We start from the raw sequence: 14,923 nt of genomic DNA on the forward strand, positions 1-14,923 counted from the left end.
GCCGGGGCCGCCGTCCGATCGGTGCACGATCGGCGCGCGGCCCGGCCCGTGTGACCGCCCCGCCGCGACGCGAAGCCCCCGAGCGCGTCACGGCGGGGCTTCACGTTTGCGGGGCGGCTTCTGCGTGCAGGCATCCGGGCGGGCCGCCGCTCAGATGCGTAGTGCCTGTTATGACGGAGATGTCCGCCATGAAAACCGGTTCTTACCTCCCGTATTGAGGGCCTTTGGGTCCTTTTTCGTCTCACGGAAGGGGCTAGGGGCAGGCGGACGGTCCCCGGGCCGTTAGGCTCGTGTTGCAGAACTCCAGATGACACCCATGAAGGAGACAACGTGCCGTCGATCGACGTCGTCGTAGCTCGCGAGATCCTCGACTCGCGAGGCAACCCCACGGTCGAGGTCGAGGTCGGCCTCGACGATGGCAGCACCGGCCGCGCTGCCGTGCCGTCCGGCGCCTCCACCGGCGCCTTCGAGGCCATCGAGCTGCGTGACGGCGACCCGAACCGTTACCTCGGCAAGGGCGTCGAGAAGGCCGTCCTCGCCGTGATCGAGCAGATCGGCCCCGAGCTGGTCGGCTACGACGCCACCGAGCAGCGCCTCATCGACCAGGCGATGTTCGACCTGGACGCCACCGACAACAAGGGCTCCCTGGGCGCCAACGCGATCCTGGGCGTCTCCCTGGCCGTCGCGCACGCCGCGTCCGAGGCCAGCGACCTGCCGCTGTTCCGCTACCTCGGCGGCCCGAACGCGCACGTGCTGCCCGTTCCGATGATGAACATCCTCAACGGCGGGTCGCACGCCGACTCCAACGTGGACATCCAGGAGTTCATGATCGCCCCGATCGGCGCGGAGTCCTTCTCCGAGGCGCTGCGCTGGGGTGCCGAGGTCTACCACACCCTCAAGAAGGTCCTGAAGGCCAAGGGCCTGGCCACCGGCCTGGGCGACGAGGGCGGCTTCGCCCCGAACCTGGGCTCCAACCGTGAGGCCCTCGACCTCATCCTGGAGGCCATCAAGGAGGCCGGCTACGCCCCCGGCCAGGACATCGCGCTCGCGCTGGACGTCGCCGCCTCCGAGTTCTACAAGGACGGCAAGTACCAGTTCGAGGGCAAGGAGCGCTCGGCCGCCGAGATGACCGAGTACTACGAGGAGCTCGTCGCCTCGTACCCGCTCGTGTCCATCGAGGACCCGCTGTTCGAGGACGACTGGGCCGGCTGGAACGTCATCACCGAGAAGCTCGGCAGCAAGGTGCAGCTCGTGGGCGACGACCTGTTCGTCACCAACCCCGAGCGCCTGGCCCGCGGCATCGAGGAGAACTCCGCCAACGCCCTCCTGGTCAAGGTCAACCAGATCGGCTCGCTGACCGAGACCCTGGACGCCGTCGAGCTGGCCCAGCGCAACGGCTTCAAGTGCATGATGTCGCACCGCTCCGGCGAGACCGAGGACGTCACCATCGCCGACCTGGCCGTCGCCACCAACTGCGGCCAGATCAAGACCGGCGCCCCGGCCCGCTCCGAGCGCGTCGCCAAGTACAACCAGCTGCTGCGCATCGAGGAGATCCTCGACGACGCCGCGGTGTACGCGGGCCGCAGCGCGTTCCCGCGCTTCAAGGGCTGACGCCCTGCGCCTCAAAGGCTGAGTGCTGACGGCCCCGGCGGCCGGAAAGCCCCGGCTTCCGTACGTCCCCGGCAGCGGTCCCGTACCGTTGCCGGGGACGTATGTACGAGGCGAGGCAGGGGAGGCGGCAGGTGTCCGCGGAACGCTTCTCGACCGCGACCCGGCTCAAGGCGCTCGGCGAGCAGGCCGCGGCCCGGGTCTACCGCGCGCGCTCCCCGCGCCGCAGCCGGCTCACCGGCCGCGCCGCGCTGCTCGCGCTCGTCCTGTGCTCGCTGGTCGTGGCCCTCGCGTACCCGATAAGGGCCTACGTCTCCCAGCGCTCGGACATCGAGGACCAGCGCCGCCAGGCCGAGACCACCCAGGACGCCGTACAGCGGCTGCGCCAGGAGAAGGCCCGCTGGCAGGACCCCGCGTACGTGCGCCAGCAGGCCCGCCGCCACCTGCACTACGTACTGCCCGGCGAGACGGGCTACACCGTCGTGGACGGCACCGGCGCGAGCCGGCCGCGCGCCGGACAGGGCGCAGTGCAGCGCCCGTGGTACGAAGCGATCTGGTCCGGACTGGACTCCGCCGACGCGCGAGGGCGCGCCGCCGGGGGATGATGGGGCGGCCGACCGTACAACCCTGACGACAAGAGAAGCCTGCATGGACACGCCGCCTCCCCAGACCGAGCCCACCGAGCCCACCGACGCGGACGTCGCGGCGTTCCGGGAGCAGCTGGGCCGCCCGCCCCGCGGCCTGCGCGCCATCGCGCACCGCTGCCCCTGTGGCAACCCGGACGTCGTCGAGACGGCCCCGCGCCTGGAGGACGGCACGCCCTTCCCCACGCTGTACTACCTCACCTGCCCGCGCGCGGCCTCCGCGATCGGCACGCTGGAGGCGAACGGCGTGATGAAGGAGATGACCGACCGGCTGGCCACGGACCCGGAGCTGGCCGACGCCTACCGCGCGGCCCACGACGACTACATCCGGCGCCGCGACGCCATCGAGGAGCTGAAGGGCTTCCCGAGCGCGGGCGGGATGCCGGACCGGGTGAAGTGCCTGCACGTCCTGGTCGGCCACTCGCTGGCGGCGGGGCCCGGCGTGAACCCGCTGGGTGACGAGGCCATCGCCATGCTGCCGGAGTGGTGGCGGAAGGGCCCCTGCGTGAGCCCGTGCGGGAACGAGGGAAACCAGGAAGAGGGAGCCTCCGAGTGAAGCGCGTCGCCGCCATCGACTGCGGTACCAACTCCATCCGTCTGCTCGTCGCGGACCTGGACCCGGAGACCGGCGAGCTGAAGGACCTGGACCGCCGGATGAAGATCGTCCGGCTCGGCCAGGGCGTGGACCGTACGGGCCGGCTGGCGCCGGAGGCGCTGGAGCGGACCTTCGCGGCCTGCCGGGAGTACGCCGCCGTGATCGAGGAGCTGGGCGCGGAGCGGCTGCGCTTCGTGGCGACCTCGGCCTCGCGCGACGCGGAGAACCGGGACGACTTCGTACGCGGCGTCGTGGACATCCTGGGCGTCGAGCCCGAGGTGATCACCGGCGACCAGGAGGCGGAGTTCTCCTTCACGGGCGCGACGAAGGAGCTGACCGGCCTGGAAGCAGCAGGCGCGGAGCGCCTTCCCGTGGAGGGTGGTGGCGGGCGACGGGCGGGCCTTGAGAAGCCGTACCTGGTCGTGGACATCGGCGGCGGGTCTACGGAGTTCGTGCTCGGCTCGGACTCCGTCCGCGCCGCGCGCTCCGTGGACGTCGGCTGTGTCCGGATGACCGAGCGGCACCTCGTCCGGGACGGCGAGGTCATCGACCCGCCGGGGGCCGAGCAGATCGCCGCGATAAAGGCGGACATCGCGGCGGCGCTGGACAAGGCCGCGGAGACCGTGCCGCTGGACGGGGCGCACACCCTGGTGGGGCTGGCGGGCTCGGTGACGACGCTCGCGGGCATCGCCCTGCGGCTGCCGGAGTACGACTCGGCCGCCATCCACCACGCGCGGATCCCGCTGACGGAGGTCCGGGAGATCACCGAGCGGCTGCTGCGCTCCACGCACGACGAGCGCGCGGCGATCCCGGTGATGCACGCGGGCCGGGTGGACGTGATCGCCGCGGGTGCCCTCGTACTGCTTTCGATCATGGAGCGTACGGGCGCTGAGGAGGTCGTCGTGTCCGAGCACGACATCCTGGACGGCATCGCCTGGAAAGTGGCAGACGAGCTCGATTAGCGCTTCGTAGGCACTGCCGGACGGCATCGCCTGGAGCGTTGCCCGAGCGGCCCGCTGAGGGCTTCTGGAAGGTGCTGAGAGGGGCTTCGGAGCGCGTGAGTGACGCGTTCCGGGGCCCCTTCGCGTCGTGCCGGAGAAAATGTTCGTGAAACTCTTCACATGAAAAAAGCGCCCGATGGGGCAACAAGTCGACCCGCACTCGCCCCTTCGGGGCTCACCTGTGAGCGCGCACCGGGGAATGTGCGGTTTCGGCGGGCTTAAAGACGCGCTTATGTGACGCGTGGTCCAGCCTCACAAAGGGCCGCAAGCCCTGATGAGGAGGGGTGTGCAACGCTCGGCGGGACCCTGTGGTTCCCCCGCGTGACTATGGCGTCGATCACGGAGGCGCGGAGTGTAGCAGACCCCTCTTCCCTGCTTGTGAAGGCCCTCACGAGCGACCCCCCAAGTGGGGGTGGATACTCGATGACATGAGCACCACGGAGCGTCCCAGGATCCTCGTAGTAGGCGGTGGGTACGTAGGCCTGTACGCGGCACGCCGCATCCTCAAGAAGATGCGGTACGGCGAGGCGACCGTCACGGTCGTCGACCCGCGCTCGTACATGACGTACCAGCCCTTCCTCCCCGAGACTGCCGCCGGCAGCATCTCGCCGCGCAACGTCGTCGTCCCGCTGCGACGCGCTGTGCCGGGTGCCGAGATTCTCACCGGCCGCGTCACCACCATCGACCAGGACCGCAAGGTCGCCACGATCGCCCCGCTGGTGGGCGAGGCGTACGAGCTGCCCTTCGACTACCTGGTCATCGCCATGGGCGCGGTCTCCCGCACCTTCCCGACCCCCGGCCTGGCCGAGCAGGGCATCGGAATGAAGGGTGTCGAGGAAGGCATCGGCCTGCGCAACCACGTGCTCGAGCAGCTCGACAAGGCCGAGTCGACGACCGACGAGGAGATCCGCCGCAAGGCGCTCACCTTCGTCTTCATCGGTGGTGGCTTCGCGGGCGCCGAGACCATCGGCGAGGTCGAGGACCTGGCGCGCGACGCTGCCAAGTTCTACAACAACGTGAAGCGCGAGGACATGCGCTTCGTGCTCGTCGACGCCGCCGACAAGGTGCTGCCGGAGGTCGGGCCCGAGCTCGGCCAGTACGGCAAGGAGCACCTGGAGTCCCGCGGTATCGAGGTCTACCTGAAGACCACCATGCCGTCCTGCGTCGACGGTCACGTGGTGCTCAGCAACGGCCTCGAGGTCGACGCCAACACCATCGTGTGGACGGCCGGCGTCAAGCCGAACCCGGCGCTCGCGCGCTTCGGTCTCCCGCTCGGCCCGCGGGGTCACGTCGACGCGGCCGCCACCCTTCAGGTGCAGGGCACCGACTACATCTGGGCCGCGGGCGACAACGCCCAGGTCCCGGACCTGGTCGGCCGCGCCAACGGCAACGAGAACGCCTGGTGCCCGCCGAACGCCCAGCACGCGATGCGTCAGGCCAAGGTCCTCGGCGACAACGTGGTCTCCGGTATGCGGGGCTTCCCGCAGAAGGAGTACAAGCACGCCAACAAGGGTGCGGTGGCCGGTCTCGGCCTGCACAAGGGCGTCGCGATGATCGTCATGGGCAAGATGAAGATCAAGCTCAAGGGCCGTCTCGCCTGGTACATGCACCGCGGCTACCACGGTCTGGCGATGCCGACCTGGAACCGCAAGGTCCGGGTGATCGCCGAGTGGACGCTCAACGTGTTCCAGAAGCGCGACATCACCTCGCTCGGCGCCATGGAGAACCCCCGCGAGGAGTTCTACGAGGCCGCCAAGCCCGCTCCGAAGCCGGCTGCCGCCGCCGAGGAGAAGAAGGACGACAAGACGGCCGCCAAGGCTTCTTGAGTTCTGGCTTCCCGGCCCCGCCGGGAAGCCGGCCGCACACATCCGCCGAAGGGCGCCTGCCATCCGTGGGGCAGGCGCCCTTCGGCGTGTTCGTGGCAAGGGGCCGCACGCCGGTGCGCAAGCCGGCCGCGCGCGCCGCCCCTTCGGCGTATTCACAATGGCGCCGGTGCCGGGCTTTGCTGTTCCCTTACGAACGAACGGGACTACCCGGGCCCCGCCAGGCGTTTACGTGGTGGGTGAAACTATCTCGCCCCGACTCGTCAATACGGAGGTGTGCGACATGGCCGACGCCGCTGGACGGCTCACCAAGCTCGCCGAGGAGGTACTGGGCGCCCCGCTCCCCGTACGCATCCGGGCCTGGGACCACAGCGAGTCGGGTCCCCCCGGAGCCCCGGCCCTCGTCTTCCGGAACCGGCGCGCCCTGCGCCACCTGCTCTTCAAGCCCGGCGAACTGGGCCTGGCCCGCGCCTGGGTGGCCGGAGACCTCGACGTCGACGGCGACCTCTACGCCGCCCTGGACGGTCTCGCGGAAATGATCTGGGAGCGCGACCCCGACGAGGACGCCAAGCCGCAGCGCGCCGCCGTCCTCCGCGCCCTGGCCCGCCCCGAGATCCGCAGCGCGGCCCGCGAGCTCCTCTCGCTCGCCGGCGCCCCGATCCCGCCCCGGCCGCCCGCCGAGGAGGCCCCCAAGAGCCACGGCCCGCTGCACACGCTGCGCCGCGACAAGCAGGCCATCAGCCACCACTACGACGTCGGCAACGACTTCTACGAACTGGTCCTCGGCCCGTCCATGGTCTACTCCTGCGCCTACTGGGAGAGTCCGGACGCGACCCTGGAAGAGGCCCAGCGCGACAAGCTCGACCTCATCTGCCGCAAGCTGAACCTCCAGGAGGGCGAGCGGCTGCTGGACGTGGGCTGCGGCTGGGGCTCGATGGTGCTGCACGCCGCCCAGCACTACGGCGTGAGCGCGGTCGGCGTCACCCTCTCCGAGGAGCAGGCCGCGTACGCCCGCAAGCGCGTCGCCGAGGCCGGGCTCACCGACCGCGTCGAGATCCGGGTGCAGGACTACCGCCTGGTCAAGGACGGTCCGTACGACGCGATCTCCTCCATCGGGATGGCCGAGCACGTGGGCCGGGCCCGGTACGCCGAGTACGCCGCCGACCTCTACGGCCTGCTCAAGCCCGGCGGCCGGCTGCTCAACCACCAGATCGGCCGCCGCCCGATGGCCGACGAGGACAGCTACCACGTCGACGAGTTCATCGACCGGTACGTCTTCCCCGACGGCGAACTGGCCCCCGTCGGCAGGACCGTGACGCAGCTGGAGGACGCCGGCTTCGAGGTGCGCGACGTGGAGGCGATCCGCGAGCACTACGCGCTGACGCTGCGTCAGTGGGTGACCAACCTGGAGCGCCACTGGGACCGCGCCGTACGCGCGACCACGCCGGGCCGGGCCCGGGTCTGGCGGCTGTACATGGCCGCTTCGGCGCTCTCCTTCGAGCGCAACCGCATCGGCGTGAACCAGGTCCTCGCGGTCCGCACGCCGGAGGGCGGGGACTCCGGCATGCCGCTGAGGGCACGGGAGTGGCGGGGCTGAACGCCCGGCCGTGACACGACGGGAGCCCCGGTCCGCATGGACCGGGGCTCCCGTCGTGTGCGGCGGTGCGGCTACTCCGCCTTGATCGCGCCCAGCATGTTCAGCCGGGCCGCGCGGCGGGCGGGCCAGAGCGCCGCCAGCACGCCGACCACCGCGGCGAGCGCCAGGAAGAGCGCCATCCGGCCCCAGGGCAGCACCATTTCGTACGTGGCCAGGTCGCCCTCGATGAGCTTGCCGCCGGCCCAGCCGAAGAAGACGCCGAGGCCGATGCCGAGCACCCCGCCGAAGAGGGAGATCACCAGGGACTCCAGGCGGACCATCCGCTTGATGCCGCGCCGGTCCAGGCCGATCGCCCGCAGCATGCCGATCTCCTGCGAGCGCTCGAACACCGACATCGCGAGGGTGTTGACCACGCCGAGGACCGCGACGATCACCGCCATGGCCAGCAGCCCGTACAGGATGTTCAGCATCAGGGTGATCATCTGCGCGATGCCCTCGGAGACGTCCTTCTTGTCCTGGACCGCGATGGCCGGGTTGTCACCGAGCGCCTTGGCCAGCGCGGTCTGGGTGGCCTCCGACGGGCCGCCCGCGGTCTTGACCATGACCTGCATGTCGGACGCGTTCTTCTGGTGCGGGTCCAGGGTGGCGGTGTCCAGCAGGATGCCGCTGATCAGCTCGTTGCCCTGGTAGATCCCGCCGACGGTGAGCTTTCCGTGCTTGCCGTCCTCGTACGTCGTGGTGAACGTCGAGCCGACGTGCCAGCCGTGCCGCTTCGCGGTGTCGCTGTCCACGACGGGCCTGTTCGCGGTGAGCCCGTCGAGGGAGCCGGCCTTGAGGTCCAGCCGGGTCAGCTCGCCGAGGTCCTTGCCGTTGACGCCGGTGAGGTACTCGATGTCGCCGTTGACGCGGGCCGGGGCGTTGCGCATCGGGCTGGACGCGGTGACCTTCGGGTTGTCGGCCAGCTCGGCGGCGACGTCCGCGGAGAGCGGACCCTTGTTGACCATGCTGACGACGTAGTCCGCCTTCATGGAGTCGGTGGCCATCTTGTCGACGGCCTGCTGCGCGCTGCCCGCGATCACGGTCAGGCCGGTGATCAGGGTGAGGCCGATCATCAGCGCGGAGGCCGTGGCGGCGGTGCGGCGCGGATTGCGTACCGCGTTCTGCCGGGCCAGCTTGCCGGAGATGCCGAAGACGCGCAGGACCGGGGCGGCCGCCGCGATCAGCGGCCGGGACAGCAGCGGGGTCAGGATGAAGATGCCGATCAGCAGCAGCGCGGCGCCGCCGCCCATGGGGGCCTTGCCGCCGTCGCCCATGCCGGTGGCCAGCAGGACCAGGGCCGCGCCGGCGGCCGAGACGACCGCGCCGAGGGTGTTCCGGACGACCAGCGACTTGGTGGAGGCGGTGGCGTGCACGCTGTTCATGGCGGCCACCGGCGGGATCTTCGCGGCGCGGCGGCCGGGCAGCCACGCGGCCAGCATGGTCACCACGATGCCGACGGCGAGCGAGGCCAGGATCGTGCCGGGGGAGACGACCAGCGGGCCGTCGGGCAGGGTCTGGCCGGTGGCGCCCATCAGGGAGCGCATCCCGGCGCCGATGCCGATACCGGCCGCGAGTCCGGCGACCCCGGCGACCGCGCCCACGACGAACGCCTCGATCAGGACCGAGCGGGTCACCTGGCGGCGGCTGGCGCCGACCGCGCGCAGCAGCGCCAGTTCCTTGGTGCGCTGGGCGACCAGCATGGTGAAGGTGTTGGCGATGATGAAGATGCCGACGAAGAGGGCGATCCCGGCGAACACCAGCAGGCTGGTCCGCATGGAGCTCATGCTCTCGGCGATCGACTTCGCCTGGTCGTCGGCCAGCTTCCGGCCGGTGGTCGTCTCGGCCCGGTCCTTCGGCAGGATCGCGTCGATACGGTCCTTCAGCTGCGCCTGGGAGGTGCCGGCCGCGGCCTTGACCTGGATCTGGTCGAACCCGCCCGGCGCGGCATAGAGCTTCTGCGCGGTGGCGGTGTCGAAGAGGGCGATGCTGCCGCCGGCCGCGGCGTTGCCGTCGTCGGTGGTGAAGATGCCGGTGAGCTTCTCCTTGCGGACCGGGCCGTCGACGGAGAGCCGTACGGTGTCACCGACGTGGAAGCCGGCGCGGTCGGCGGTCTTCGCGTCGAGCGCGATCTCGCCCGGGTTCGCCGGTGCCTGGCCGTCCCGCATCGGGTAGCGGTGGTCCTGGCCGTCCTTGCCCGGGTAGTAGTTGTGGCCCTGGCTGCTGAAGCCGTCGCCGAGGAGCTTGCCGTCCTTGCCGGCGACGGCGGCGAAGCCGGAGACGTCGCCGGTGACGCGGGCGGCGCCGGGGACGCCGGCCGCCTTGTCCAGCAGGCCCTGGCTCAGCCGGGCGGCCTGGCCCGGGTTCGCGGAGGGGCTGTCGGACCAGGCGGGCGTGATGGCGACGTCGACGTCGTCGAAGCCCTTCTGGGACGAGCGCTGGAAGGCGTCGGAGACGGTCGAGGTGAAGACCAGGGTGCCGGAGACGAAGGCGACGCCGAGCAGCACGGCGAGCACGGTCATCAGCAACCGGGCCTTGTGCGCGAAGACGTTGCGCAAGGCGGTACGGAACATGAGTGGGTCAGTCCTGAAGGTGAGGTCCGGAGGACGGGGCGGCGGTGCGGGGCACGTACGGGCGGGTCAGCTCGTACGGCGCTTGGCGTCGAAGCCCTTCATGCGCTCCAGCACCTTCTCGGCGGTAGGGGCGGCCATGTCGTCGACGATCCGGCCGTCGGCGAGGAAGACCACGCGGTCCGCGTACGCGGCGGCCACCGGGTCGTGGGTGACCATCACCACGGTCTGGCCGAGCTCGCGCACGGAGTTGCGGAGGAAGCCCAGGACCTCGGCGCCGGAGCGGGAGTCGAGGTTGCCGGTGGGCTCGTCCGCGAAGATGATCTCGGGCTTGGAGGCCAGCGCGCGGGCCACCGCGACGCGCTGCTGCTGGCCGCCGGAGAGCTCGCTCGGGCGGTGCTTGAGCCGCCCGGAGAGGCCGACGGTCTCCACGACCCGGTCCAGCCACTCCTTGTCGGGCCTGCGGCCCGCGATGTCCATCGGCAGCGTGATGTTCTCCAGCGCGGTGAGCGTGGGCAGCAGGTTGAACGCCTGGAAGATGAAGCCGATCTTGTCCCGGCGGAGCTGGGTGAGCTTCTTGTCCTTCAGGCCGGTCAGCTCGGTCTCGCCGATCCGTGCCGAGCCGCGGGAGATGGCGTCCAGGCCGGCCATGCAGTGCATCAGCGTGGACTTGCCGGAGCCGGAGGGGCCCATGATCGCGGTGAACTCGGCCTGCCGGAACTCGACGCTCACGCCGTCCAGGGCGACCACCTGGGTCTCGCCCTGTCCGTAGACCTTGGTGAGATCCGTGGCGCGGGCGGCCACCGCGGTGGCGCGGGTGGCGGTGGGTACGCCGGAGTGGGTGGTGGTCACGGGATGGTGCTCCTGTCGGGACGTAGGGGCCGTGTAAACGGTCGGATTCCATCGTCCGCGAACGGATCGGGCCGGGCGTCAGCCCCTGCGCCGGTCTCTCGGGGGGACTGCGGTCGGACCCGTGAGCCCCTGGGTCCTCCTTGGGGATGAGGGCGACCCTGAGGCGCTGACGCGACGGCGGGGGCCCGGGGAGACTGGGGAGCAGGGGGTGGAGGACAGCGAGTTTCCGTCAATCCGGGGGCGACGGCACCGTTGACGCGTGAGCGGGGCGGTTCGGCCCTGGGCATGTGCCGAAGGCGAGTACCACGTGCTGATGCACCCTCAGTTGCCAATAAAATAAGACAACCTCAGGGCCTCCCGCCGCTGTTCGAGTGGTGTCGCGGGCTAGGCTCGTGGTGCCGTCTTCGTGACGGCGTGGGGGGATTCGGGCCCGGATGGTGGAATGCAGACACGGCGAGCTTAAACCTCGCTGGCCTTCGGGCCGTGCCGGTTCAAGTCCGGCTCCGGGCACGCCTCTCCCGAGTACGTGAGCGCCGCTGCCTCCGGCGGCGAGCGGATCGCAAGAGTAAAAACTCACCAAGTCGACACACGGTCTGTGTGGTCGACAATCTCGGCGTTTGCTGCCGGTTCCGGACGCTCTTTTGTTTCCTGTTTGCCTGTTCCTGACTGCCTGCTGAGGCTTTCGGGTCCATCCCTTTGCGAAGGCGACGCGGCGCCTGTGTCGGCGCCGCCACCTCGGCTTGCTGAATACAAGCAACATCGGGGAGACTCCATTGGTAGCTACAAGCAACCATGAATACAAGGGGGAGGGGCGATGGATGACGCCGTCCGCGCCCGGGAGGAAGAGGGGGCCGGCGCCGCGGAGACCGCGGCGCGGCTGGAGCAGGCGGCCGCCGGGCTGGGCTCGGAGATCGTACGGTTCGGACGGCTGGTCACCGCTTGGCGACGGAGCGCCAAGACGGACGCCGGCGCCGCCGACCGCGTCCTGCTGGCCAAGCTGGTCACCAACGGGGACCGGCGCGCCACCGACCTGGCGGCCGACGCCCTGCTCGACCTCTCGACCGTGAGCCGCCAGGTGCGCTCGCTGGTGGACCGGGGACTCGTCGAGCGCTACCCGGATCCGGAGGACCGCAGGGGAACACTCCTGCGCGCCACCGACGCCGGGCACGCGGCCTTCGGCGAGTACCGGCGACAGCGCGACAGCAAGCTGGCCGCGGTACTGGAGCCCTGGCCCGAGGAGGACCGGGAACAGCTGGTCCGGCTCATGGGCCGCCTCAATGACGATCTGGAGGAGGCGCGGCACGTCCGCCCCTCGTCCGAACCCGCGGAATGCCGGGACACCGCCGTGAAGGAGAAAGACGCAGCAGCGTGAGCACCACGAAATCCCCCCACATATCCGGGGCGGCGCCGAAGGCCGGGACCGGGGCCCTCAGTCACCGGCAGATTCTGACCATCCTCAGCGGCCTGATGCTGGGCATGTTCCTGGCCGCGCTCGACCAGACCATCGTCTCCACGTCCATCCGGACCATCGCCGACGATCTGCACGGTCTCAGCCAGCAGGCCTGGGCGACCACCGCCTACCTGATCACCTCGACGATCGCCACGCCGCTGTACGGCAAGCTCTCCGACCTGCACGGGCGGAAGCCGTACTACCTCGCGGCGATCACCATCTTCGTCGTGGGATCGGTGCTGTGCACCTTCTCCACCTCGATGACCGAACTGGCCGTCTTCCGGGCGGTCCAGGGCCTCGGCGCCGGCGGCCTGATGTCGCTGGCCCTGGCGATCATCGGTGACATCGTCCCGCCGCGGGAACGCGCCCGGTACCAGGGCTACATGCTCGGTACGTTCGCCACGTCCAGCGTGGCCGGGCCGCTCATCGGCGGCGCGCTGGCCGGCCAGGCGACCCTGCTGGGCATCACCGGCTGGCGCTGGGTCTTCCTGGTCAACGTGCCGGTGGGCATCATCGCGCTCTTCGTGGTCGCCAAGGTGCTCAACATCCCGCACACCCGCCGCGACCGGCGGATCGACTGGTGGGGCGCGCTCACCATCGCCATCGGCGTGGTCCCGCTGCTGCTCGTCGCCGAACAGGGCCGCGAGTGGGGCTGGGACTCGACGCGGTCCCTCAGCTGCTACGTCATCGGCGTGGTGGGCATCATCGCCTGGATCTTCGTCGAGCGGCGGATCGGCGACGACGCGCTCATCCCGATGCGGCTGTTCCGCAACGGCACCTTCAGCAAGACCAGCCTGCTGTCCGTGTTCATCGGCATGGGCATGTTCGGCGGGATGATGATGATCCCGCAGTACCTCCAGATCGTGAAGGGCTCCAGCCCCACCAAGTCCGGCCTGGAGATGCTGCCGCTGATGGCGGGCATGATGATCGCCTCGATCGTCACCGGCCAGATCACCTCGAAGACCGGCCGCTACAAGATCTTCCCCGTCATCGGCACGGCCCTGATGGTGGCGGCCCTGCTGCTCTTCCACTTCCGGGTCCAGTGGGACACCCCGCTGTGGCAGACCATGGTCTACATGGTCGTCTTCGGCCTGGGCCTGGGCTCCTGCATGCAGACGCTGGTGCTCGCGGTGCAGAACGCCGTGCCGCCGGGCGACATGGGCGTGGCGACCGCCTCGTCCACGTTCTTCCGTCAGATGGGCGCCACCGCCGGTACCGCGATCTTCCTGTCCCTGCTGTTCAGCACGGTCGGCGACAAGATCTCCTCGGCCTTCAGGGCGGCGGTCTCCACCGACGGCTTCCAGGCGGCGCTGCACGACCCGGCGGTCCTGCGGGACCCGGCCAACAAGCCGGTGCTGGAGATGTTCAAGGGCTCGGGCGGCGGCGGTTCGCCGTCGGTCCTGAACGACTCCTCCTTCATCCAGCACCTCGACCCGCGGCTGGCCGAGCCGTTCAAGCGCGGCTTCACCGACTCGATGCACGGCGTGTTCCTGCTGGGTGCGATCATCATCGCGGTGGCGTTCGTGCTGGTGCTCTTCATCAAGGAGGTGCCGCTGCGGCAGGTCTCCGGCCTCCAGGCGCGCGCCTCCGAGGAAGCGGGCGAGGCGGCCGGCGCCGATGCGGACGCCGGTACCGGAACGGCTGCTGCCGTTGACGCGGTGGCCCCCGCCGCCGGTACGGAAAGCGTGGCCGATGCCGCGCCCGACCCCGTGCCCGCGCCGGCCGGCGCGCTGCCGGCCAGTGCCGGTCCGGTCACGGGCCCCGGCATCGCCGGCCAGGTGCGCGACGGCCAGGGCGACCCGCTGGCCGGCGCCGCGGTGACGCTGATCGACATCGGCGGCCGCCAGCTCGGCCACGCCCGTACCGCGCAGGACGGCAGCTACGGCCTGTCCGCTCCGGGGGCCGGGACGTACGTCCTGATCGCGTCGGCCGGCACCCGCCAGCCGCAGGCGGCGACCGTGGTGGTCGGGGACGAGCCCGTCCAGTACGACCTGGCGCTGAAGGGCGCGGCCGGGCTGACCGGCCAGGTGCGCGACGGCCGGGGCGCGGCCCCGGTGCCGGGCGCGCTGGTCGTGGCAACCGACCTGCGCGGTGACGTGGTCGCCACGGCCGTGGCCGGCGAGGACGGCGGCTTCGTCTTCGCCGACCTGGTCCCGGGCAGCTACACGCTGGCCGTCAGCGCGGCGGGCCACCGCCCCGCGGCGCTCCAGGCCGAGGTCGGCTCCGGCGAGGCCAACTATTACGAGGCGCGGCTCGCGCCCTGTGCCCGGGTCACCGGCACCGTGCGGTCGCCGAAGGGCGGGCCGCTCGCCGAGGCGCGGGTGACCCTGCTGGACCCGGCGGGCAACACGGTGGGCTCCGTCATCACCGGTGAGGACGGCGCGTACGCCTTCACCGACCTGGACGGCGGCCAGTACACGGTCATCGCCAGCGGATACGCGCCGGCCGTGGCGTCGCTGCGGCTGGAGGACGGCGGCCGTACCGGGTTCGACATCGACCTGGCCCACGACACGGTGGCCTGACGGACGGGCCGGGCACACCCCCTCCCGGGAGGGGGTGCGCGCGGCACGACCGACCTTCAGCTGCTGCGCATGTTCCTGGCGTTCCCGCTGACGTTCCTGTTCGTCAACGGCGTCACCATCCTGGTCGGCTTCGCCATTCTCCTCGCCCAGCGCTGGACGTACGCATGAAGACCTCTTCATGCGTACGTGTCTCCCCGTCCCCGTCCGCACCCTCGTGCCCCCGGG

General features: G+C 70.8%; 10 protein-coding genes and 1 tRNA gene. 9 read left to right on the forward strand and 2 right to left on the reverse strand.

Annotation, left to right across the window (positions count from 1 at the left end; genetic code table 11):
* The first annotated feature begins 330 nt into the window (after window positions 1-330).
* From eno to ABZ840_RS36325, 6 genes are all read left to right on the forward strand, one after another.
* Window positions 331-1,611, forward strand: coding sequence for a phosphopyruvate hydratase (eno, locus tag ABZ840_RS36300; protein ID WP_361567878.1), 1,281 nt, complete (start codon window positions 331-333; stop codon window positions 1,609-1,611).
* Between the two features lie 131 nt (window positions 1,612-1,742).
* The gene (locus tag ABZ840_RS36305) at window positions 1,743-2,213 is read left to right on the forward strand and encodes a septum formation initiator family protein (RefSeq protein WP_361567881.1); all 471 of its coding nucleotides are present in this window, start codon (window positions 1,743-1,745) and stop codon (window positions 2,211-2,213) included.
* Between the two features lie 43 nt (window positions 2,214-2,256).
* Window positions 2,257-2,808 carry a DUF501 domain-containing protein gene (locus tag ABZ840_RS36310; RefSeq protein WP_361567884.1) on the forward strand — a complete coding sequence of 184 codons (552 nt, stop codon included), beginning with the start codon at window positions 2,257-2,259 and terminating at the stop codon, window positions 2,806-2,808.
* A complete protein-coding gene (locus tag ABZ840_RS36315) occupies window positions 2,805-3,809 on the forward strand; it encodes a Ppx/GppA phosphatase family protein (RefSeq protein WP_361567886.1) in 1,005 nt (334 codons plus the stop codon). The genes ABZ840_RS36310 and ABZ840_RS36315 overlap by 4 nt, the downstream gene beginning before the upstream one ends.
* Window positions 3,810-4,276: 467 nt before the next feature.
* Complete coding sequence (locus ABZ840_RS36320) at window positions 4,277-5,674, forward strand: NAD(P)/FAD-dependent oxidoreductase (protein WP_361567888.1); 1,398 nt, start codon at window positions 4,277-4,279, stop codon at window positions 5,672-5,674.
* A 280-nt stretch (window positions 5,675-5,954) separates the two neighbouring features.
* Window positions 5,955-7,268, forward strand: a complete 1,314-nt coding sequence (locus tag ABZ840_RS36325) for a cyclopropane-fatty-acyl-phospholipid synthase family protein (RefSeq protein WP_361567891.1) — start codon at window positions 5,955-5,957, stop codon at window positions 7,266-7,268.
* Between the two features lie 71 nt (window positions 7,269-7,339).
* Here the strand turns inward: ABZ840_RS36325 and ABZ840_RS36330 are convergent, their stop codons facing one another.
* Window positions 7,340-9,877, reverse strand: coding sequence for an FtsX-like permease family protein (locus tag ABZ840_RS36330; protein ID WP_361567895.1), 2,538 nt, complete (start codon window positions 9,875-9,877; stop codon window positions 7,340-7,342).
* Between the two features lie 66 nt (window positions 9,878-9,943).
* On the reverse strand, window positions 9,944-10,726 hold the full coding sequence (locus tag ABZ840_RS36335; protein WP_361567898.1) for an ABC transporter ATP-binding protein: 783 nt from the start codon (window positions 10,724-10,726) through the stop codon (window positions 9,944-9,946).
* A 428-nt stretch (window positions 10,727-11,154) separates the two neighbouring features.
* Between ABZ840_RS36335 and ABZ840_RS36340 the strand changes: the two genes are divergently transcribed.
* The 3 genes from ABZ840_RS36340 (at window position 11,155) to ABZ840_RS36350 (ending at window position 14,698) form a co-directional block, all read left to right on the forward strand.
* A tRNA-Leu gene (locus tag ABZ840_RS36340) sits at window positions 11,155-11,236 on the forward strand.
* 304 nt (window positions 11,237-11,540) lie between these two features.
* On the forward strand, window positions 11,541-12,098 hold the full coding sequence (locus ABZ840_RS36345) for a MarR family winged helix-turn-helix transcriptional regulator (protein ID WP_361567901.1): 558 nt from the start codon (window positions 11,541-11,543) through the stop codon (window positions 12,096-12,098).
* Window positions 12,095-14,698, forward strand: coding sequence for an MFS transporter (locus ABZ840_RS36350; protein WP_361567903.1), 2,604 nt, complete (start codon window positions 12,095-12,097; stop codon window positions 14,696-14,698). The genes ABZ840_RS36345 and ABZ840_RS36350 overlap by 4 nt, the downstream gene beginning before the upstream one ends.
* The last annotated feature ends 225 nt before the right edge of the window (window positions 14,699-14,923 follow it).

The sequence above is a fragment of the Streptomyces sp. NPDC047117 genome (genome assembly GCF_040643545.1).
GTDB lineage: Bacteria > Actinomycetota > Actinomycetes > Streptomycetales > Streptomycetaceae > Streptomyces.